Below are 19,738 nucleotides of genomic sequence, written 5' to 3'. Positions count from 1 at the left end.
GAGTCCGGTCAGCCCCGAGGAGGGTGCGTGGTGAGCCAGTGGCGCGCGATCTGCTCGCGCGTCGCGACCCAGGCCCAGCCCCGCTGCGCCACGTGCTTCAGGAAGCCGTCCAGGGCCCTGATGCGGCCCGGCCTGCCGATGATCCGGCAGTGCAGTCCGACGCTCATCATCCGCGGGCGGTCGGTGCCCTCCGCGCGGAGTGCCTCGAAGGTGTCGACCAGGTATGCGAGGAGGTCGTCGGCGGTCGAGAAGCCGTGCAGGATCAGGAACTTGAAGTCGTTCGCGTCCAGGCTGTACGGGAGGACCAGGTGCGGGCGGCCGGCCGCCTCTGCGTAGAACGGCAGGTCGTCGGAGTAGTCGTCCGAGTCGTAGAGGAAGCCGCCCTCCTCGGCGACCAGCCGCCGGGTCCGCGGGCTCGTCCGGCCGGTGTACCAGCCCACGGGGCGGCGGCCCACGAGCCGCTCGACCGTCGCGACCGTACGCGCGATGTCGGCGCGTTCGGTGTCCTCCGGGACGTCCCGGTAGTCGATCCACCGCCAGCCGTGGCCGGCCACCTCCCAGCCGGCCGCGCCCATCGTGCGTGCCGCTCCGGGGTTGCGTTCGAGGGCCTGGCCCACGGCGTGGACGGTGAGCGGCACGCCGTGCGCGGTGACCGTCCGGTGGACGCGCCAGAAGCCGGCGCGCGAGCCGTACGCGAACATCGACTCGACGTTCAGGTCGCGCCCGCCCTCCACGGGCGGCGCGCCGACGATCTCGTGGAGGTAGCCCTCCGAGGTGGCGTCGCCCTCCAGGACGCTCCGCTCGCCGCCCTCCTCGTAGTTGAGGACCAGGCTCACGGCCACCCGGGCACCGCCGGGCCAGGCGGCGTGCGGCGGCTCCGCGCCGTACCCGACGAGATCACGCGTGTGCTCGACCACGCCCGCACCCTACCCCCGCCGCCGTCACGAGGCGCGGGCACCGCGTACGTCCTCGGCAAAGACGCGGACGCTCACGGCGCGGTCCGTCATGAGACGCATCGCCGTGCGCCGAGTCCCCGCGTCGCCGGCCCGCCCGCCGGTGGCCGGCCGGCGGGCCCCGCGTGCGGGTCAGGTGTGGAGGCGGCCGTTCGTGCCGTCGTGGGCGTCGGCGTGGTCGTCGTCGAACCAGTAGTCGCCGGCGGCGAGGTAGCGGAAGGCGTGGGTGCCGTGCGCCGGGAGGGCGACGCTCGCGGCGCGGGTCCCGTCACCCCGCGGGGTCAGGGGGTGGGCGGCCGGGTTCCAGTGGTTGAAGTCCCCGACGACGCTGACCGGGCCGGCCGGGCTGTCCTCGGGAAGGATGAACGTGACCTGGGTGCGGCCCTTGAGCTGCTTGCGTTCGAGCACGGAGGAACTCCAGCCGAGTAGGGAGACGGGCCCCTGCATCCTCGCCCCGGGCCCCCCGGTCGCGGGCGCTACACGCCCGCCGGGCCGGCCCCGTCACTCGGCCGGTCCCCGGGCCCCCGGCGGCCGGGGGGAGCCGGCGCGGCGGAGATGGTGCAGCCGCCATGCCGCGGCCGACTCGACCTGGGCCGTGCTGAGCCCCGTCACACGGCAGAGGCCGTCGATGCTCAGCCCCTCGGGATGCCGGTGCATCGCGCGGTCGATCTTCACGCTCCACAGCTCCTCGTCGACGTACGGGCGCGCGCCGTAGTGGCGCTGGAGCTCGACGAGGTGGGCCTCCGTGCAGGCGAGCAGCGGCCTGGCGCCGTCCTGCTCGGGGTCGGAGGGATGGGCGAAGGAGGAGTCGGGTGCGCGCCCGGAGACCGCAGTGCCGGCCCGGGTGCTTTCCCGGCACAGGTCGCAGACGTCCGGGAGTGGCGGGCCCCCGGTCCAAGCGGTGCTGTGCATCGTCGTCTCCACTGGCGTGTCAGGCGAATGGGCGGTGTCTGCTTGGCAGGTCGGTGGGGTGAGCGGGACGGGTGGGGCGCGCGGGGGAGGGTGCTGCGCCGGACGGGTCGAGTCCGCCCAGCAGTTTCAGCAGGTCGGTGATCTCGTGCTGCCCCTCGGCGGGATGGCGGAAGAGGGTGCCGGGTGTGACCTGGTAGTGGTTGCGCCGGCCGCGTCGGTCCCGCGTGAGGTACCCCGCGTTCTCCAGGTCGGTGACGATGGCCAGCGCGGCACGCTCGGTCACCTGACAGGCCGCTGCCATGTCGCGCAGCCGGATCTCCGGATCACGGAAGATCATCGCGAGGATCCGGGCGTGATTGGTGACGAACGTCCAGCTGGACCGGCGCTCCATCGGTTCCATGTCCGGAATTATACGATTTGCGATTCCGGTTTCGCCAGAGCGGAATCCGTCGTCCCCCTTGCCGTGCGCCGGGAGGCCCCCGGGCGCGTTGTCCCGGCGAATGTGGGTAGCGGCCGGGAGGAACCGGTGTCGATGCACCGATGACCGCTGAATGGGAGGTGGCAGGAATGGCCGGTGGGAAGAAGGCCAAGAACGTCGGCAAGACCGTCAAGGGCAAGACCAAGGAGGTCACCGGCAGGGCGGTCGGCAACGAGAGCCTCGAAATGAAGGGCCGGGCCGAGCAGGCCGCGGGTGACGCGAAGCAGACGGCCCAGAAGGCGAAGGACACCCTCAAGCACTGACCGGGCGCGTCACGGGGCCGGCGGTCGCAACGGCGACCGCCGGCCTTCCCGTGTGCGGGTCCGGTGTGCGGAGCGGAGCGGCGGGACGGCAGAAGGCCGTGGCCGAGCGGGAGAGCTGCGGCCACGGCGGCGGGAAGGTCGCGAGCGGCTCAGCGGCGCCGACGTGCCCGACGGGGCTCTTCCTCCTCCTCGGACTCGCCCTCGTCTTCGTCTTCGTCTTCGTAGTCCCCCTCCTCGTCCTCGTCTTCTGCGTCCTCGTCCTCGTCCTCCTCCGTGTACTCGTCCTCCGGCTCCTGCCCCCGCTCCTCGTCGTCCTCCCCGCCTTCCTCGTCTTCGTCCTCGGGGTAGTCCCCTTCCGTTTCGCCCTCCTCTTCCGCGTCTTCCGCCCCTTCCTGCCCCTCTTCCTCGTTCTCGCTCTCTTCCGCCTCCCGTTCGAGGGCCTCCTCGTGGCTGACGACGACCTCGCCGTCCTCGATCTCACCGCGCCAGCCCTCGGGCTCTTCGTTGGAGAGGCTGACGTACCGGTCGAAGTGCTTCAGATCCAGGCGCAGGCGCCTGCCCTGGGCCCGCCAGATGTTCCCGGTCTTCTCGAACAGGCCCGCGGGGTAGTACTCGACGACGAGCAGGATGCGGGTCAGGGACGGTGCGAGTTCGTGGAAGGTCACGCAGCCGCGGGTCGTGCCCTTCGGTCCGTCCGAGCTCCACACGATCCGCTCGTCGGGAATCTGCTCCTGAACGGTTGCCTTCCAGTTCCGCGTCGAGGGGCCGACCTTCACCTTCCAGTCGGACGTGGTGTCGTCGCCCTGTGACACGCTGCGCACGCCCTTGGCGAAGCTGCTGAAGTTCTCGTACTGCGTCCAGTGGTCGTAGGCGGTGCGCAGCGGCACTCCCACGTCGATGCTCTCGACGATGTTGATGGCCTTGGTGCTGCCCTTGCGGCCCTTGCCCTTGCCCTTGCCGCCGAGCAGGCTCGAACCGACTTCCTTGACCTTTTCCTTGACCGGCTCGATCGACTGGCCCAGTGCCGCCTTCAGCGGCGAGTCGCCCTGGAGGAGCCGGCCCCCGATCCCGGGCAACGGGCTACCGTTCTCGGCCGAGTCCTGCAGCCGGTCCGTGAGGTCGCCGACCTTGTCCACGGCCTTGTCCGCCAGCTGGCCGGCCTGGGCCGAGAGGAACCCCGAGACTTCGTCCATCAGCTTGTCGAAACCCGACTGTGCGCCCTTCGCGTCGCGCTCCGTCGTGGCCATGGTTCACCTCCTCGCCGTCGATGTGCGGGCGGCCGACTTCTTCGAGGCCGTGGTCTTCTTGGCGGCCGTCTTGGACGCCGGCCGCCGGGCCGTGGTCTTCTTCGCGGGCGCCTTCTTGGCCGGTGCCTTCTTCGTGGTGGCCTTGGACGCCGGCTTCGCCGCGGACGTGGAGGGCGCGGAGCGCCGCGAGCCGGATGACGGCTTCGCCTTGCTGCCGGAGGGGGTCGCCTTCTTCGCGGAGGAGTTCGCCGCCCCGCTCCGGGCGGCGGACTTCTTGGCCGGGGCCGCCTTCTTGGCAGCAGCCTTCTTCGCCGATGGGGCGTTCCCGGCCGACGTCTTCGCCGCGGAGGTCTTCTTCGCGGCCGAGGACCTCGCCGTGGAGGCCCGCTTCCTGGCCGGGGCCGCCTTCCTGGCCGCGGCCGCCTTCTTGGCGGGGGCCTTGCGTGCGGGGGAGGAGCGGCGTGCGGGCCGCCGACGGGCCTCCGGCTCCTCCTCCGGCTCTTCCTCCGGTTCCTCGTCCGGTTCCTCTTCGGGAGCCCGGTCCTGCGGCTCCTCCTCCCGGTCCTCCTCGTCGCCGTACCCCTCGTACTCCTCGTCCGGTTCTTCCTCGGCTTCTTCCTCGTCCTCGTCCTCGTCGTCGTAGCGGTAGTCGCGGTCGTCGTCACGATCGTCGTACCGGTCCTCGTCCTCGTCCTCGTCCTCGTACCGGTCCTCGTACCGGTCCTCGTCCTCCTCCCCCTCCTCGCCGCCGCTGTCGCCCTGCGTCAGGGCCAGGGTGCGGTCGTGGACCGTGTCGGCGAGTTGGGAGAGCCTGCGGTTCGCGGCCGCCGTCACGGCCTTGCGGCCCGCGTCCAGCGCCTCGCCCCTGAGCTGCTCGCCGAGCTCGGCTACCTGTGGCATCTCGCTCAGCCGCTTCAGTGCCTGGGCCGCGATTTCCTTCGGGTCCAGTCCCAGCTTGCGGCCGGCCGCGTAGGTCACCAGGGAGAAGGCCAGGCGGCCCTTCTTCGCCCGGCCCAGTACGTATCCACCGGCGACCGCGGCCGCCAGGGCGATCTTGGTCGTGTCCTGCATGAGTCTGTCCCTTCAGCAGGCGGGTCAGTGGGCGTGCTGCTCGCCACGGCGTCACTTATGCGCCGTAAAGAGAGCGAATTTCAGAGAATGATGGTTTTCAATCGACAAGGTGTTGTTTGCCCCTTGAGTGAGCGGGCAGGCGAACGAGTCAGCCCGCGAGGGGAGTGGCTCATGGCTGAAGCACAGCCCGCCCGCCGCCGGAAGGCGCCCGCACGCCGCGGCGTCACCGGTGCCGCGTCGGCCATGCGTTCGGCGAGGGAGCAGCTCGCCCAGCTGCTGGGCCGGGAGCCCGAATCGGTGTCCTCCCTGCGCCCGACCGAAGAGGGCTGGGAGGCCCAGGTCGAGGTCCTGGAGCTGGCGCGCATCCCCGACACCACCAGCGTCATGGCCAGCTACAAGGTCACCATCGACGGGGAGGGCGAGCTGATCTCGTACGAGCAGACCCGGCGCTACAGCCGGGGCATGATCGACCGGCCGGCCTGAGGACCGGCCCCCGCGAAGGGAAGCGGCCCATGACTGTGGTCCCGCAAGGCGCGAGCAGCGTCGGCAGAACCGGAGGCGGAAACACGGCGAGCCTCTACGACGTACTGGAACTCATCCTCGACCGCGGCCTCGTCATCGACGTGTTCATCCGCGTCTCGGTCGTCGGGATCGAACTGCTGAAGATAGACGCGCGGATCGTCGTGGCCAGCGTCGACACCTACCTGCGGTTCGCCGAGGCGTGCAACCGCCTCGACCTCGAATCGGGCCGCAAGGCGCCGACCCAGCTGACCGACGTTGTCGGCAACGCGGTCGAGAGCGGGGCGCACGGCAAGTCGAAGGGCGCCCTGAGCGGTGCCGTCGAGGCGGTGACGCAGGCCTTCAGCGGCAAGTCGGACGACGAGGACGAGCCGGAAGAGGAAGAGCCGCAGGAAGAGGCGGAGGAGGAACCGGAGGAGGAGCCGGAGGAGGAGCCGGCCCCGCGCCGACGCCGCCCCGCCCGCCGCACGGCCCCCCGCCGCGCAAGGGAGTAGGCGATGGCCGTGTACGTGTACTCGATCACCGGCGCGGCGCACCCGTGCCGCCTGGACGGCCTCACAGGCGTCGGAGCCGAACCCGCGCCGCTGCGCACCGTCACCGCCGGCGGGCTGCGCGCCGTGGTCCAGGACGTCGACGAGGAGATCCGGGCAAAGCGCCGGGACCTGACGGCGCACCAGGAGGTGCAGGAGCGCCTGATGGCCGACGGCACCGTCCTGCCACTGCAGTTCGGCTACATCGCACACGACGACCAGGCGGTCGCCGACGTGCTCGAACAGGGTGCGGACGCCTACCGCGAAGCGCTGGAGCGGCTGGAGGGCTGCGCCGAGTACCACGTGCGCGCCGCCCAGCACGAAGAGGGGCTGCTGCGCGAGATCCTCGACGACTCCCCCCGGGCACGGCGCCTCAACGACCGGATCAAGGAGGGTGACCAGGACCCACGGCTCCCGCTCCAGCTCGGCGAACTCGTCGCCGGCGAAGTGCGCAACCGCCAGGAAGCCCTGGCTGCCGGACTGGTCCAGGCACTCATCCCCTTCGCCCGGGACCACACCGTGCGCGCCCCGGCCGACGGCGACATCGTCAACCTCTCCCTGCTCGTCGAGCGGGAGCGGCAGGACGAGCTCGCCCAGGCCGAGGCGAGCCTCGCCGAGCAGGTCCACGGCGTCGCCTTCCGCTTCGCCGGACCACTGCCCCCGTACAGCTTTGTCTAGGGTCCCGGCCCCGGCCGCCGCGGGCGGTCCGGGCCCGCCGGGCGTCAGGAGGAGCCATGGGGCTGCTGACCAGCCTGCTGACGGCACCGCTGCTGCCGGTGCGCGGCGTGGCGTGGGTCGCGCAGCGCGTCCTCGACAAGGCCGAGGAGGAGTTCTACGACCCGCGGCCCGTCTACGCCGCGCTGTCGGACCTCGAACGGCAGCTGCGGGCCGGCGAGATCGACCAGGCCGCGTTCGACAGCGCCGAGGACGAACTCCTCGACCGGCTCGACGAGATCGCCCGGCACCGGCAGGGCCTGTCATGACCGGGGACGCGGCCCGCCGGCCCGCCACGACCGGGGAGGCCGAGGACCGTGACTGACCCACTCGCCGACCGGCTGGGCCCCCTGCCGTCCCGGGCCGGCGCCATGTCGTACCCGCCGGCCTCGACCGGCAGCCTGGCCGACATCCTCGAACGCGTCCTGGACAAGGGCATCGTCATCGCCGGCGACATCCGCATCAACCTGCTCGACATCGAGCTGCTCACCATCAAACTCCGCATCCTCATCGCCTCGGTGGACAAGGCCAAGGAGATGGGCATCGACTGGTGGGAGCACGACCCCTCCCTCTCCTCCCGGCACAGCGGCGACCCGCTCGCGGAGGAGAACCGACGCCTGCGCGCCGAGCTGGAGTCGCTCCGGCGGGAGCGCCTCGCCCCCGCGGCCGGCGGCCGCGACGAGCGGACCCTCACCCGCGGCGAGCAGACCCCTGCCTCCGACGGGCAGCCCCCCGCCCCCGACGGGCGGAGCGCCCCCGGGGAGCGGGCCTCCCGGCCCCGCGCCGCCGGCGCCGGCAGCAGGAAGCGGCAGAGCCCGTGAACCCCGACCGCACCCTCACCTACGTCTACGCGGTCGCCGCCCCCGCACCCGGGCTCGGCGAGGCCGTCTCCGGCCTGCGCGGGGTCGCGGCCGCCCCCGTCGAACTCCTGGAGCCGCAGGACGGCGGCCCGCCGACCGCCGTGTTCCTCACCAGCCAGGTCCCGGAAGCCGACTGGGCGGAGGAACCCCTGAAGGCACGCTTCGAGGACCTCGGCTGGCTTGAGGACACCGCCAGGGCCCACCACCGGGTCATCGAGACCCTCACCGACCGCACCACCGTCCTGCCGCTGCGCATGGCCACCCTCTACCAGGACCGCGACCGCGCCCTGGCGGCACTCGGCCGGCAGCACCGCGCCTTCGCCGACCGGCTCGCCTCCCTGGCCCACCACCGCGAGTACGGCGTCAAGGCGTACGTACGCCCCGCCCCGGAGGACACCCTGTCCGGCACCCCGTCGACGGCACCTTCCCCCGCACCCGCCGCGAGCCCCGGCAAGGCGTACCTCCGGGCGCGCAGGGCCCAGCACCACGCCCGCGAGGACCGCCACCGCCAGGCCGCCCGGGCTGCGGAACGCATCGCCGCGACAGCGGCCTCGTACGCCTCCCACCGCGTCCGCCACCCCACCCAGAGCGGCCCCCTCACCCGGGGCGAGAGCGGGGAGAACGTCCTCAACGACGCCTACCTGGTCCGGGACGACCAGGCCGGGGCGTTCCGCACCGCCGTCCAGCAGGCGGGGGAGGGCCTGCCCGGTGTCCGCATCGAGGTCACCGGCCCCTGGGCGCCCTACTCCTTCGCGACGCTCCCGCTCGCCCCCGACCGGGCCGACGCGGCGCGCACCGCCCCCGGCGGGACCACCGGCAGCCCCACGGCACACCCGAGCCCATGACGATCGCCGACCACGACGAGCCGCTCCCCGGCAGGCAGGTCGCCCTCGTCGACCTCCTCGACCGGCTTCTCGCCGGCGGGGTCGTCATCAGCGGCGACCTCGTCCTGTCCATCGCCGACATCGACCTCGTACGCATCTCCCTGCGCGCCCTCGTCACCTCGGTGAACAGCGAGGCGCAGGACCGCTCCGACGCGTTCACCCCCTACGGCGCGTACGGCCCGAACGACCACCGCGAGCAGCAGCCATGACCACCCCCGACCCGTCCCCCGCCCCCGGCCTCGACACCGTCAGCGACACCATGGCCACCGCCTTCCGGCTGATCCAGGCACCCCCCGAGCCCCCCGGTGAACCCCGCGCCCCGGCCCGGCGCCTGCGCACCGACCCCGACCGCGTGGGCGAGGACCTCCTGAAGCTGGTCCTCACCCTCGTCGAACTCGTGCGCCAGCTCATCGAACGCCAGGCCCTGCGCCGCGTCGACGCCGGCGACCTCACCGACGAGCAGGAGGAGGAGCTCGGCGCCACGCTGCTCGCCCTCCACGACCGGATGACGGAACTGTGCGCCGAGCACGGCTACGGCCTCGAAGACCTCAACCTCGACCTCGGGCCCCTCGGCCCCCTGCTCCCGCCCGATCGGCCCTCGCTCGATGAATAGAAGTCGTCTCGTTCGGCGAGCCGTTCATCGAGGGCCAGGCGGTGGAGCTTGGCCCACACCCCGGCCGCTCCGGACGCTCAACGATCCCCGCCAGGACTCACGGAATACCGCGTCACCCAGAGGAGATGGCAGCCAGGCGCCCCGCGACAGGCCCTGCAGTTCTCGTCTCAGCGCTTGGTCTTGGCGGAAGCACGTCGGGTCGGGGGAGGGTCTCCTGCCCCGATGGAAATGGAACCGTCCGAGACCTGGCACCAGTAGCCGGCACTCGCCGCGCAGACTGACGAGTCGTCCGCCCCCTCGCAGATTCCGCCCGGCGGGGCTGTTTGGGAGGTGAGTCCCATGACGACGGTGAGTGCGCTGGGTGAACCAGGCGACTGGTATCTCAGAGTTGCCGTCGCAGCCTGCGGCATGTTCCCGATCCAGACGCCCAGAGGCGTCTCCGCGGGGATCTGCTGCCCCATGAACGGGGACATGTTGGCGGGGGGAGCGCCCTGGAGTGTCAGGTTTTCCGCAGTGTAGTTAAAGACCTCGATGGGACACGGAAGGGGGGAGGTCGTTCCCGAGCCGATGCTGTGACCGCTGCCCGCGGTGTGTCCGGTGCCGACGAGGTTGTCGCGGCCGGCGGCGTTGTTGCCGTTCCCGAAGATGTTGACGTTGTTGTTGCCGTTGTTGAACACGACCGAACCCCCAGGTGCGGGGTCATGTCCCTGCGCCGCCACCATCGGAGAGGAAGAAACTCCCGCAGCCAGGACAACAGTTGCCACTGCCAGCGCGCGCAAACGGTGCATCCATCACTCCCAATTCCGAGCCGACCAAACCGTGACAAACCTAGTCAATGCGGAGCCCTGTGCAAGGGAGGCTCTCCGTTATGCCCTCAGAGGACGTCAAGAGGCCATCTCAATGGGGTGACTCGGTATTCGGTGAGTCCGCCCACCGGCGGTTCTCGGAGTGGTCGAAAGCCGGGGTGTGGGCCAAGCTCCACCGCCTGGTCCTCGATGAGCCTGTCGACCGGGGCACGTACGGCTCGACGATCCACCTCATCATGGAACGGCCGGGTCTGCCCATATCCGTCGGCATGTCCGGGCCCGACCTGCACGACAGCCAGGCCCGCATACCGCTGGTGAAGGGCATCCCCCCGATCCGCTCGCGCAGTGGTCGGCGACGGCGCGAGCCCGGCAGACGCCACGCCGACAGGGGCTCACCACAAGCTAGCGGCTCGGACGCGGGACGAGTCGCAGCAGCGTCTGCAGCACGGCGTCCACGCCGTCGCGCGCCGGCTCGTCGCCGACGTGGATCAGCAGCCGGGACAGCGTGCGCATCAGCTGGGGCGAGGCCATCACGCGCGGGTGCAGCACCGGGCGGAAGCCGTACCGGGAGAAGAGCAGGTCACCGGCGAGGTTGCCCAGCCGGTAGTAGCGTCCCCAGCGCCGCCGGATCTCCGACGGGTACTGCAGCAGCGCGTGCTCGCGCCGCGGACCCGCCGGCCGCGCCAGGGCCAGGGCGATGATCTCCGCCGCCGTCTCCGCCGACTCCATGGCCTGGGCGATGCCCTCGCCGCTCCACGGGCTGACCATGCCCGCGCTGTCCCCGACCAGCACCAGCCCCTTGCGGTACTGCGGCCGCCGGTTGAGGCCCATCGGGAGGGGCGCGCTGCGCAGCGGCGAGTCGGCGTTCTCCTCGCGCAGCCCCCAGTCCTCGGGCATCCGGGAGAGCCAGAGGTCCAGGGTGGCCCGCAGGTCCACGGGCCGGCGCCGCCGCTGCTGCGGCAGGGCGCCGAGGCCGACGTTGACGCGGCCGTCGCCGAGCGGGAAGACCCAGCCGTAGCCGGGCAGGTCCAGGCCGCTGCCCGGGCAGCGCAGGTCGGCCCAGAGTTCCAGGTACGGGTCGTTGGTACGGGCCTCGCTGCGGTAGTAGCGGCGCGCCGCCGCCGCGACGGGCCGGCTGGCGTCGCGGTCGAGCCCCAGGGCCAGCGCGGTGCGGGCGGAGGCCCCGTCGGCCGCCACCACCAGCGGGGCCAGGTACCGTACGGGCTCCTCGTCGGGCCCGCGTACGGCGGTCACCCCGGTGACGTGGCCCGCGCGGTCCGTCAGCGGGGCCGTCACCTTGACCTGCGTGCGCAGCCGGGCTCCGGCGGCGCGGGCGTGCCCGGCCAGCAGGTCGTCGAAGTCGTGCCGGGTGCGGGTGAGCCCGAAGTCCGGGAGGCTGCCCAGCCGCGGCCATTCCAGCTCGACCGTCTTCCCCTCGCACACCCACCGCATGCCCTTGTTGCGCATCCAGCCCGGCTCGTTGACGTCGACGCCCAGCCGCACCAGCTGGTGCACGCTGCGGGGTGTGAGCCCGTCCCCGCACACCTTCTCCCGGGGGAAACCGCTCTTCTCCAGCAGCAGTACGTCCAGACCCGCGCGCGCGAGGTGGACAGCGGCCGCGGATCCCGCGGGCCCCGCCCCCACCACGATGACCTGCGCCTCTTCAACCCCGGCATCGCCACGTTCGGTGATCACCCGACCACTATGCCGTGTGATGCCCGGGGCCGCCGTGCGGCGCGGCCGAAATCGCCCGACGGCACGAGTGGCGGCTCCGCCCCGGAGGGGGAGGGCGGAGCCGCGTCCGACGGGGCCCGTGGGCCCGGGGCCGTCACGCGTGCTTGCGGCGCGTGAACAGGCGGTAGAGGGCGAGCAGGATGAGGGAGCCGACGATGGCGGCGATCCACGTGGAGAGTTCGAAGAACCCGTCCACGGAGTCGACGCCGAAGATGACCTTGCCGAGCCATCCGCCGAGCAGGCCGCCCGCGATGCCGATGAGCGTGGTGACGATGATCCCGCCCGGGTCGTCTCCGGGCATCAGCCACTTGGCGATGATGCCCGCGAGCAGCCCGAGGAGTATCCAAGCGAGTATTCCCATGATCCCTTCCTGGCTCGTCGTGAGGCCGGTGATGATTCCGCTTCTTTACCGTCCGGCGCTTCGTAAACGCTAAAGGGGCGGCCGGTGGCGAAAAACCGGAAAGGGATTTCGGGGGGACCGTCAGAAAGCGGCGCGCAGGAGCCGTCGGATCGCCAGCCGCACGCCCCACCCCGTGAGGCGCAGGCTGAGCCGCAGGAGCATTCGGCGGGGGACGGCCCGGTATGTCCAGCGGGCCAGTGTCCGCCGCCTCCGCCACCGTCGCCTGCGCCGCCGCAGATCGGGTTTCACGGGGATCTCCTCCCGGTTGCGGGAAAAGATCGAAAGAATCCGGGTGGGGAAGCCCCGGAAGGTCCACTTCTCCCTACGAGAATACTTTGCCCACCGTCTTCACCGGATTCCCCGTTTCAAACGCGGGCGGAGCGGCGCACCCGTGTACGGCCGGGCGTCCCGGAGCGCGCGCGTCCGGCGCGCGGCCCCGGGCGGCGACGGGCACGGGCCGGCATCAGGCGGCGGCACCGCCCTCCACGGGCCTGCGGCCCCAGGCCGTGAGCATGCCGGCCGACAGCGATGCGCACTCGGGGGAGTCCAGGTAGCGCACCGCCGCGTCCACGGCCGCGTCGTCGACCAGGCCGGTGGCGCGCATCGCCGCCCGGCTCCGCTCCCACGTGTCCGCCCAGAAGCGGCTGATGGGGCTGCCCGGCTCCAGCGGGGGTACGTGGATCTCGGCGGCCACCGGTACGAGCCCGGCCCCGCGCAGCAGTTGCGGGTACGACGGCACCCACGACACGTCCGTGCCGATGGTCTCCCGCAGCCCCTGCCACATCGCGCGCATGACCTCGGTGTACGGCGTGCCGGGTGCCCGGTCGCCCGTCAGGTCGACGGCGTCGCCGAGCACCAGGAACCCGCCGGGCTCGACGAGTTCCGCCAGCTGCCCGACGAGCCGCTCGTGCTCGGCCAGGTGCATCAGCACGAAGCGGGCGTGCACCAGCCGGAAGCGGCCGGGGGCGAAGCCCCGGGCGGTGACGTCGGCCTCCAGCACGTCCAGCCCGGGGTGGTCGGGGAGGAACCGCACGTCCCGGTCGACCGCGAGCACGCTCGCCACCCCGGCCTCGTCCAGCAGCCGCCGGGACACCGTGCCCGTACCGGCACCCACGTCGAGGCAGTGCCAGCCCGGGCCGACGCCGAGGGCGCGCAGCCGCGCCATCGTCGTGTCGTCGTAGGCGAGGGCACCGTAGTCGATGCGCTCCCCCTCGCCCGCCTCCTCGGGGCGGAAGACGTCCTCGCCGTAGCGCCCGCCGGCCGGTGCGGTGCTCATGCCGCCGCCCGGATGACGCCGGCCGAGCCGGGGCGGTCGTCGAACGGTTCCATGGCGTACCTCCACACACTGGACCGGTGGCGCACGGTCTCCCGGGCCGCGACACCACCGATCCTCCTCCGCTCCCGGCCGCCCCGCGCGGTCAGATCCGGTGCACGGTGTGCAGCGTCGTGTCGTAGGTGCCGCCGCCGTCGAGGAGCGAGGCACCGGCGACGTCGGCCATCGTCGGGCCGTTGACGGTCTTGCGGCTGGACACGAAGCGCGCCTTGCCGGAGGCGTCGGTGCCCAGGTGGATGCCGACGTGGTCCACCTCCCCGTCCCTGTCGGTGTCCCAGAACAGCAGGTCGCCCGGCTGGAGGAGGGCGAGGACGTCCGGAGTGGCGCCGGTGGTGCGGGCCAGGCGCACACCGGTGGCGTGGTCGGCCATCTGCTCGGAGGTACGCGGGAGCCGGGCCGGCGACGCGTCGTACATGTCGGCCACCGGAACGCCCATGTGGTAGCCGTACACCATGCGGGTGTAGCCGGAGCAGTCGAGGGAGCCCAGGAAGTCCGGGTCGGCCGTCTTCACCTTGCCGTTGGGGAAGGTCCAGTCCACGCCCATGAACTCGTGGAAGTCGGCGCCCACGGTGCGGTCGCCGTAGGGGTCGGCGGGGCTGTACTGCGCCTCGCCGAGCACCTTCCGGCCGGCGGCCGGGCCCGCACCGCTGGTCACCGCGGGCGCGCCGGGCAGGAACATGGCCGCGTACGCAAGGACGTCCGGGGCGAGTGAGCCGGTCCAGCCGCGGACCGTCTGCTCCAGGGCGGGCGTCCAGGTGCCGTCGAAGGGCGCGGGCAGCACCCGCACCCAGTCGCCGTGGGTGACGCTCGGCGGGGTCGCCCACGCGGCGTCGGCGACCTGGAACGCGGTGGCGGAGAACGTGACGGGCAGGCTGGTGCAGCCCTGGTTGGCGAGGGCCCGCAGACCGATGCGGCCCTTGGGGGAGTTGGCATCGGTGACGTCGGCATGCCAGGTGCCGGGCTGTCCGGCGGAGGCCCGCCAGGCCCTGACCCGGATGCGGTTGCCCTCCCGCAGCACCCGTATGCCCCACGCCGTGCCGGCGGGCACGCCGGTGGCGAGGGTGAGCACCGGACCGAGGGCGGCCGGGGCGCCGCCCGTCACCTTCTCCACGCGCAGCTCGACGGCGCCCGTGGTCAGGAAGGAGAGCCGGGCCCGGAGGTGGTTCTCCGCCGATGCGTAGCCGAAGAGCAGGGCGTACGAACACGCGTCGCCCGTCGGCACCTTGTCGAAGGCCGCCACCGCAGTCACGTCCACGTCGGTGATCCCGTCGTCCTTCAGCGTGGCGTAGCGGCTCGCGCCGTCCGTGGTGAGGGCGATGAGTCCGCGGCCCGGCGACACCGAGAAGTCGCCGGACACGGGGCCCTCGGTCTCCCAGGTGCCGCCGCCCGGCGAGTTGCCCCAGTACGGACGCGTGGCGGGGTTGCGCGCGGGGTCGGGCAGGGTGCGGTCGAAGTCCTCGGCGAACGGCCGCTTGTTCTCCGCGAAGGTACGCCGCGGGCCGGGCACGACCACCGTGCGGGCGCCGTGGGTGAGCAGGGCGACCCGGCGGCCTCCGGAGGTGACCTCGGTACGGGCCGGGGTCCCCGGCAGGACGGTCGCGGTGAGCGGCGAGGTCAGCGTGACCTGCGTGAACCAGGAGGCGTCCATGGGCGCCACGGTCACGGAGGACGCGGGCCCGGCGAGCCCGGCGGGGAGCGGGGCCGCGACCGCGCCTTCGGCGGCCCGGGCGGCGGGCGCGGGGGCGAGTACGGACAGCGGGACGGCGGAGGCGGCGAGCGCCGACAGCAGGGTGCGGCGTGACGTGTGTGTCATGCGTACATGATCCACACGCCCCTGGAGTCCCTCGTTCAGGGACGGTGGTCGTCGGCGCCGGGTGCGGACTCGTCCGGGGTCTGCCACGAGTCCTCCCGGGCGCGCGCGGGCCGTGGCTGGCGCGCCGGCCGCGCGCCCGGGTCCTTGCGGGCCGCCGCCCGCCGGCTGCCCCACCAGAACGCGCCGAGCAGGACCGCGACGACGACCAGGCCGGCCAGGATCAGGAGGAGCGACGGGGAACCGTAGGCGGCGAGCTGTGCGGCGGACGGGAACGGGGCGGCGTCGGGTGCGGCGGAGGGGAGGGACGCGGGGGCGGGTGCGGTGAGGGCGCTGGGAGTGATCATGGCCCGCGTCTACCCGCTGTGCCGCGCCTTGCACGCGGCCGTTTCCGCCGGCCTGCCGTACACCCCCGGGGACCGGGTCTCAGGCGGCCGGGATTCGGTGCCGATGACCGGGGTAGCCGGTCACACGGGCCGGGCGCGCCCGGACGGGCGCGCGGGATCCGGGCCGGAAGCCGGCACGGGAGCCGCGGCCGGACGCAGCACACACGAAAGGCGGTGGGGTCGTGACCGGAACGTCGATCGACGCGTTCGCCGACCGGCTGGACGGGCCCGTGTACGTGGTCACCGTGGCCGCCGGCCGCGAACGTGCGGGCTGCCTCGTCGGCTTCGCCTCGCAGTGCTCCATCCACCCGCCGCGCTTCATGGTCTGGCTGTCCACGCTCAACCACACGTACCGGGTCGCCCGCCGCGCCTCGCACCTCGCCGTCCACCTCCTCGGCCCCGACCAGCGGCCCCTGGCCGAGCTGTTCGGCGGCGAGACCGGCGACGAGGTGGACAAGTTCACCCGGGTCGCATGGCGCCCCGGCACCGGCGGGAGCCCCCTGCTGACCGGGGCCCACGCCTGGTTCGAGGGACGCATCGAGGCCAGGGTCGACGGCGGCGACCACATCGGCCACCTCCTGGCCCCCGCCGAGGTGTCCCCGCCGGCCGCGGCCGGCCCCGGCGTCCTGACGTACCACGACGTCAAGGACATCGACCCCGGACACCCCACCTGACCGGCCACCGGACACCGAACGCGGGCCGGGCCGCCTCCACCGCCCCGGACCGCTCCCTCTCCCGGTCCGTTGTGTGACTCCCGCTCCGCTGGGCAGGCGCGCCCCCGTCCGTGCCGTCTACCCCGCCGAGGAGCCATGAACAGCGCCCTCCGCCTGCCCGTCGTCCTGGGAGGCTCGGTCCTGCTCACCGTCGCCGCCGGCTGGGCCGTCGACCTGCTGCTGCGCCGAGCCGACGCCCGCCACCCCGAAACGCCCCTGTGGAACGCCCTGCGCCGCTGCCGCCCCGCCCTGCAGATCGTGCTGCTCGCCGCCCTGCTGCGGGGCGCCTACCGGCAGACCGCCTGGCAGCCCCTGGAGGACCACGAGGCCGTCGTCGGCCACGTCCTCTCCCTCGTCCTGATCGGCGCCGGCGCGTGGCTGATCGTCGGCGTGGCCTCCGCCGCCGTCGAGTCCGGTTACGCGCGCTACGCGACCGGCCCCCGCGACCCCGCCCGGCTGCGCCGGGTCCGTACCCAGGTGACGCTGATCATGCGGGTCGTGACCGCCGTCGTCGCCGTCGTCGCGGTCGCCGCGATGCTGCTCACCTTCCCGAGCTTCCGCGCACTCGGCACCTCCGTGCTCGCCTCCGCCGGGATCATCGGCATCGTCGCCGGCATCGCCGCCCAGTCGACGCTGGGCAACCTCTTCGCCGGTTTCCAGATCGCGTTCGGCGACCTCGTCCGCATCGGCGACACGGTCGTCGTCGACGGCGAGTGGGGAGTGGTCGAGGACATCACCCTCACCTTCCTCGCCGTGCGGACCTGGGACGAGCGCCGGATCACCATGCCGGTCTCGTACTTCACCACCCGGCCGTTCGAGAACTGGTCCCGCGGCGGCCTCCAGATGACCGGCAGCGTCTTCCTCCACTGCGACCACTCCGCGCCGGTGGACCTCATACGCGACCACGTGCACGACATCCTCCGCGGCTGCCCCGCGTGGGACGGCCGCGGCTGGGACGTCGCCGTCACCGAGACGACCCCCTCCACGATCGTCGTCCGGGCCATCGTCACGGCCAAGGACGCCGACGACCTGTGGACCGTCCGCTGCGCGGTACGGGAACGCCTCGTCGCCTGGCTCTCCGAGAAGCACCCCCACGCCCTGCCGCGCCTGGCGGTGGCCCCGGCCGTCTCGTCGGACGGCGACGGCCCGCGCCGCCCGGCCTGGGACTGACGTCCGGACACGCCCCGTGTACGGGCGCGGACTCCGGGCACACGCGCGGCATGACCGTACCCAAGACCACAGTCCTCGTCCTGGACAGCGCCGACCCCGAGCCGCTGGCCCGCTTCTACGCCGACCTCCTCGGCGGCACCGCCGCGCCCGCCCCGGACGACGGGGACCTGCTCCTCGTGTCCGGCCCCGCCGGCGTGGTCCTCGGCGTCCGCCGGGACCCGCACCACGCCCCGCCGAGCTGGCCCCTCCCCGAGGGCTCCCAGCAGGCCCACCTGCACATACTGGTCCCCGCGCCGAACCTGGACGACGCCGAGCGCGAGGCCGTGGCGCTCGGGGCCCGGCCGGTGGCCGCCGAGGACCCCGGCAGCGGGCCGGGCAGCCGTACCAGCGTGCGCCGCTACGCCGACCCGGCGGGCCACGGGTTCATCCTGTCCGCCGTCCGGCCGGGGGCCGTACCGGCCCAGTCCCGCCGCGGCTGAGGGGGCCCGCACGCGGGCCCGGTCCCACCGGGCGCGGGGTGCGGTCCCGGCCGGGTCCCGTTGGCGAGCGGCCGCCGCGCCGGCCGCCGTCGGCCCGCAGCCGGCCCCTGCTGTGCCCTCCGGGGTGAGAAGGGTCACCGGCGGGACCCGGTCCCGGCGGTCCGTTGCTAGATTGTGCGGCGGCCCCACCCGAGGCCCCGGACGAGATGCGCCGTACCCGGTTACGCACGACGACGCGCCCCACGGCGCCGTCCCACCGGCAGGCGCCGTACCGCTGTCCGGCCCCGGGCAGCGTTTCCCTCGTCGCACAGATGGGCCGACCACATGACCGTGCCGCTCACCCGCACCCTCTACACCACGACCGCGCAGGCCTCCGGAGGCCGCACCGGAGCGGTCGTCACCGATGACGGACGGCTGGACGTCCGGCTGGCTCCGCCCCGCAAGAAGGTGCCCGGCACCACCAACCCCGAGCAGCTGTTCGCGGCCGGCTTCGCCGCATGCTTCACCTCCGCGCTGGCCGAGGTGGCCGGCGAGTTCGGTGCCGACGCGTCGGCCGCCCGCGTGGCATGCGAGGTCCGGCTGGGCACCACGGACACGCCCGCGGGTTACGGCCTCGCCGTCGGCCTCACCGTCTCCGTGCCCGGCTGGACGGCGGCCGACCTGCTGCCCCTGCTCCACCGCGCGGACGCGGTCTGCCCCTACTCGCAGGCGGTACGCGGCAACATCGAGCTCTCGCTCCGGGCGCTCGACGGCGGCCCGGCCGATGCCTGAGCCGGCCGCCGCGCCCGGGCCGCCGGACCGAAGCCGGTACCCGGTCCCGACCGGGACCCCGGCCCCCGGCGGGCCCGGCGTGCCGGTGCCGGAGCGGGGCGCGTGGCTGCGGCGCGGGATCAGCCGCGACGGCGGACCCCTGCGCGAGGACCAGGAGGTGGTCTGGCTTCAGGACGGCCCGTACTTCGCGGACAGCCGGGGCTTCGCCGGCACCACCGAATTCGACGGCCGCCGGGTGCACTTCCACCACCTGACGGGGGAGCCCGGCGAGGACGCGGGCAGCTTCCGGTGGGAGGGGACGGACCTCGTCGAGTGGGGCGCCAACCCGGACGGCAGCACCTTCCTGGAGGTCTGGACGCCGCTCCCCGGGGCCGAGGGCGACAGCGGCTCCTGGACCGGCCGGGACCACCACGTCGTACGCGTCGGCCGGCACGTGGTCCACGTCGACTCCCGTACGGGCACGTACTGGCGGCTGTGACCACCGGGCTCTCGGGAGCGGGGCGGGGGCCGCGGCAGGCACCCTAACCGGCTCCTCTCGGCCAACCGGCGGCGCTTTCCGGACGGATCGGGCCGCTCCGGGCCCTCGCGGTGCCCGGGCGCGCGGATGCGGGGCAGGCGCGGGGGCGGCGGCGACGCGCCGCCACCGCCGCGGGGGACCGGTACCGGACTTCCCCGCGGCGGCCGACCGGACCACGGAGGTAACGAACATGCGGATCATCGTCACGCGATCCGGCGGCTTCGCGGGTGTGGAGAAGGCCCGCGAGCTCGACACCTCGGGCCGCCGCGACGCGGCGCACTGGGAGGAGCTGGCCCTCAGGGCCCTGTCGGGCACCCCGGACGGCTTCCACTACCGGATCACCGTGGACGACCAGGTGGTCGACGTCGAGGACGGCTGCCTCTCCGAGGACCAGCGCAGGCTGATCCGCGCCGTGCTGGACGAAGCGGCCTGACCTGACGTCAGTGGCCCGGACGCCCACGGCGGCCGGGCCACCGCCGACACACGCCGGCGGGGGGGGGGGGGGGGCGGCCCGCGCGCGGCCCCCCCCCCCCCGGGCCCCCCCCCCCGGCCGCGGGGGGCCGCGGACCACCCCC

At 73.5% G+C, this 19,738-nt stretch carries 27 protein-coding genes, 1 pseudogene and 1 riboswitch; of the genes and pseudogenes, 16 read left to right on the top strand and 12 right to left on the bottom strand.

The genetic code is table 11. From position 1 onward, the window contains the following. Positions 1–8: 8 nt before the first annotated feature. From puuE to ACIF6F_RS22630, 4 genes are all read right to left on the bottom strand, one after another. Entirely contained in the window at positions 9–917 is a 909-nt protein-coding gene (gene puuE / locus ACIF6F_RS22645) for an allantoinase PuuE (RefSeq protein ID WP_399949306.1), read from the bottom strand. Positions 918–1,085: 168 nt separating this feature from the next. Then, positions 1,086–1,361 carry an isoamylase early set domain-containing protein gene (locus ACIF6F_RS22640; protein WP_399949304.1) on the bottom strand — a complete coding sequence of 92 codons (276 nt, stop codon included), beginning with the start codon at positions 1,359–1,361 and terminating at the stop codon, positions 1,086–1,088. A gap of 93 nt (positions 1,362–1,454) precedes the next feature. Further along, positions 1,455–1,865: a hypothetical protein gene (locus ACIF6F_RS22635; RefSeq protein WP_399949302.1), complete on the bottom strand. Its 411-nt coding sequence runs from the start codon at positions 1,863–1,865 to the stop codon at positions 1,455–1,457. A gap of 19 nt (positions 1,866–1,884) precedes the next feature. After that, entirely contained in the window at positions 1,885–2,265 is a 381-nt protein-coding gene (locus tag ACIF6F_RS22630; RefSeq protein WP_399949300.1) for a helix-turn-helix transcriptional regulator, read from the bottom strand. Positions 2,266–2,432: 167 nt separating this feature from the next. Between ACIF6F_RS22630 and ACIF6F_RS22625 the strand changes: the two genes are divergently transcribed. Beyond that, complete coding sequence (locus ACIF6F_RS22625; protein ID WP_399949546.1) at positions 2,433–2,606, top strand: CsbD family protein; 174 nt, start codon at positions 2,433–2,435, stop codon at positions 2,604–2,606. Between the two features lie 149 nt (positions 2,607–2,755). Here the strand turns inward: ACIF6F_RS22625 and ACIF6F_RS22620 are convergent, their stop codons facing one another. Both ACIF6F_RS22620 and ACIF6F_RS22615 read right to left on the bottom strand, forming a co-directional pair. After that, the gene (locus ACIF6F_RS22620; RefSeq protein ID WP_399949298.1) at positions 2,756–3,853 is read right to left on the bottom strand and encodes an SRPBCC family protein; all 1,098 of its coding nucleotides are present in this window, start codon (positions 3,851–3,853) and stop codon (positions 2,756–2,758) included. 3 nt (positions 3,854–3,856) lie between these two features. Then, complete coding sequence (locus ACIF6F_RS22615; RefSeq protein WP_399949296.1) at positions 3,857–4,924, bottom strand: histone protein; 1,068 nt, start codon at positions 4,922–4,924, stop codon at positions 3,857–3,859. 171 nt (positions 4,925–5,095) lie between these two features. Here ACIF6F_RS22615 and ACIF6F_RS22610 point away from each other — a divergent pair, with 171 nt between their 5' ends. From ACIF6F_RS22610 to ACIF6F_RS22575, 8 genes are read left to right on the top strand one after another with little or no spacing between them, the layout of a single operon-like run. Continuing rightward, complete coding sequence (locus ACIF6F_RS22610; RefSeq protein ID WP_399949294.1) at positions 5,096–5,407, top strand: gas vesicle protein; 312 nt, start codon at positions 5,096–5,098, stop codon at positions 5,405–5,407. Between the two features lie 29 nt (positions 5,408–5,436). Next, complete coding sequence (locus ACIF6F_RS22605) at positions 5,437–5,937, top strand: gas vesicle structural protein GvpA (RefSeq protein ID WP_399949292.1); 501 nt, start codon at positions 5,437–5,439, stop codon at positions 5,935–5,937. 3 nt (positions 5,938–5,940) lie between these two features. Continuing rightward, on the top strand, positions 5,941–6,651 hold the full coding sequence (locus ACIF6F_RS22600) for a GvpL/GvpF family gas vesicle protein (protein ID WP_399949290.1): 711 nt from the start codon (positions 5,941–5,943) through the stop codon (positions 6,649–6,651). Positions 6,652–6,707: 56 nt separating this feature from the next. After that, positions 6,708–6,956 (top strand): gas vesicle protein GvpG, encoded by a 249-nt coding sequence (locus tag ACIF6F_RS22595; RefSeq protein ID WP_399949288.1) that lies wholly within the window; start codon positions 6,708–6,710, stop codon positions 6,954–6,956. Positions 6,957–7,004: 48 nt separating this feature from the next. Then, positions 7,005–7,508: a gas vesicle protein GvpJ gene (gvpJ, locus tag ACIF6F_RS22590; RefSeq protein WP_399949286.1), complete on the top strand. Its 504-nt coding sequence runs from the start codon at positions 7,005–7,007 to the stop codon at positions 7,506–7,508. Further along, complete coding sequence (locus ACIF6F_RS22585) at positions 7,505–8,392, top strand: GvpL/GvpF family gas vesicle protein (protein ID WP_399949284.1); 888 nt, start codon at positions 7,505–7,507, stop codon at positions 8,390–8,392. The genes gvpJ and ACIF6F_RS22585 overlap by 4 nt, the downstream gene beginning before the upstream one ends. Beyond that, complete coding sequence (locus tag ACIF6F_RS22580) at positions 8,389–8,640, top strand: gas vesicle protein (RefSeq protein WP_399949282.1); 252 nt, start codon at positions 8,389–8,391, stop codon at positions 8,638–8,640. Before ACIF6F_RS22585 ends, ACIF6F_RS22580 begins: the two co-directional genes overlap by 4 nt. Continuing rightward, a complete protein-coding gene (locus ACIF6F_RS22575) occupies positions 8,637–9,044 on the top strand; it encodes a gas vesicle protein K (protein WP_399949280.1) in 408 nt (135 codons plus the stop codon). The genes ACIF6F_RS22580 and ACIF6F_RS22575 overlap by 4 nt, the downstream gene beginning before the upstream one ends. Positions 9,045–9,211: 167 nt before the next feature. On the opposite strand, the gene ACIF6F_RS22570 is transcribed toward ACIF6F_RS22575, so the two are convergent. Then, entirely contained in the window at positions 9,212–9,721 is a 510-nt protein-coding gene (locus ACIF6F_RS22570) for a hypothetical protein (RefSeq protein WP_399949278.1), read from the bottom strand. Between the two features lie 227 nt (positions 9,722–9,948). Here ACIF6F_RS22570 and ACIF6F_RS22565 point away from each other — a divergent pair. Beyond that, positions 9,949–10,242 (top strand): annotated as a pseudogene (locus ACIF6F_RS22565) (IS5/IS1182 family transposase); the annotation flags it as partial. 10 nt (positions 10,243–10,252) lie between these two features. On the opposite strand, the gene ACIF6F_RS22560 reads toward ACIF6F_RS22565, so the two are convergent. The 5 genes from ACIF6F_RS22560 to ACIF6F_RS22540 form a co-directional block, all read right to left on the bottom strand. Then, complete coding sequence (locus ACIF6F_RS22560; protein WP_399949276.1) at positions 10,253–11,545, bottom strand: geranylgeranyl reductase family protein; 1,293 nt, start codon at positions 11,543–11,545, stop codon at positions 10,253–10,255. A gap of 133 nt (positions 11,546–11,678) precedes the next feature. Continuing rightward, entirely contained in the window at positions 11,679–11,945 is a 267-nt protein-coding gene (locus ACIF6F_RS22555; RefSeq protein ID WP_399949274.1) for a GlsB/YeaQ/YmgE family stress response membrane protein, read from the bottom strand. A gap of 502 nt (positions 11,946–12,447) precedes the next feature. Then, a complete protein-coding gene (locus ACIF6F_RS22550) occupies positions 12,448–13,260 on the bottom strand; it encodes a class I SAM-dependent methyltransferase (protein WP_399949271.1) in 813 nt (270 codons plus the stop codon). Positions 13,261–13,402: 142 nt separating this feature from the next. Next, positions 13,403–15,130: an NlpC/P60 family protein gene (locus ACIF6F_RS22545; protein ID WP_399949269.1), complete on the bottom strand. Its 1,728-nt coding sequence runs from the start codon at positions 15,128–15,130 to the stop codon at positions 13,403–13,405. Positions 15,131–15,165: 35 nt separating this feature from the next. Further along, on the bottom strand, positions 15,166–15,474 hold the full coding sequence (locus ACIF6F_RS22540) for a DUF6479 family protein (RefSeq protein WP_399949267.1): 309 nt from the start codon (positions 15,472–15,474) through the stop codon (positions 15,166–15,168). Between the two features lie 221 nt (positions 15,475–15,695). On the opposite strand from ACIF6F_RS22540, the gene ACIF6F_RS22535 reads away from it, so the two are divergent. The 6 genes from ACIF6F_RS22535 (at position 15,696) to ACIF6F_RS22510 (ending at position 19,596) form a co-directional block, all read left to right on the top strand. Further along, positions 15,696–16,187, top strand: a complete 492-nt coding sequence (locus ACIF6F_RS22535; RefSeq protein WP_399949265.1) for a flavin reductase family protein — start codon at positions 15,696–15,698, stop codon at positions 16,185–16,187. A gap of 135 nt (positions 16,188–16,322) precedes the next feature. Next, positions 16,323–17,396, top strand: coding sequence for a mechanosensitive ion channel family protein (locus ACIF6F_RS22530; protein ID WP_399949263.1), 1,074 nt, complete (start codon positions 16,323–16,325; stop codon positions 17,394–17,396). 50 nt (positions 17,397–17,446) lie between these two features. Further along, on the top strand, positions 17,447–17,875 hold the full coding sequence (locus ACIF6F_RS22525; protein ID WP_399949261.1) for a VOC family protein: 429 nt from the start codon (positions 17,447–17,449) through the stop codon (positions 17,873–17,875). 178 nt (positions 17,876–18,053) lie between these two features. After that, a riboswitch (guanidine-III (ykkC-III) riboswitch) is annotated at positions 18,054–18,115 on the top strand. An 84-nt stretch (positions 18,116–18,199) separates the two neighbouring features. Continuing rightward, positions 18,200–18,646 carry an Ohr family peroxiredoxin gene (locus ACIF6F_RS22520; RefSeq protein ID WP_399949259.1) on the top strand — a complete coding sequence of 149 codons (447 nt, stop codon included), beginning with the start codon at positions 18,200–18,202 and terminating at the stop codon, positions 18,644–18,646. After that, positions 18,639–19,124 carry a hypothetical protein gene (locus ACIF6F_RS22515; protein ID WP_399949257.1) on the top strand — a complete coding sequence of 162 codons (486 nt, stop codon included), beginning with the start codon at positions 18,639–18,641 and terminating at the stop codon, positions 19,122–19,124. The genes ACIF6F_RS22520 and ACIF6F_RS22515 overlap by 8 nt, the downstream gene beginning before the upstream one ends. A 229-nt stretch (positions 19,125–19,353) precedes the next feature. Beyond that, on the top strand, positions 19,354–19,596 hold the full coding sequence (locus ACIF6F_RS22510; protein ID WP_399949255.1) for a protealysin inhibitor emfourin: 243 nt from the start codon (positions 19,354–19,356) through the stop codon (positions 19,594–19,596). Positions 19,597–19,738: the final 142 nt, after the last annotated feature.

The sequence above is a fragment of the Streptomyces sp. NPDC086023 genome (genome assembly GCF_044540325.1).
Lineage (GTDB): Bacteria > Actinomycetota > Actinomycetes > Streptomycetales > Streptomycetaceae > Streptomyces.
The sequence above is the reverse complement of the archived record's forward strand: the minus strand, read 5'-3'. Positions and strand labels throughout refer to the sequence as shown.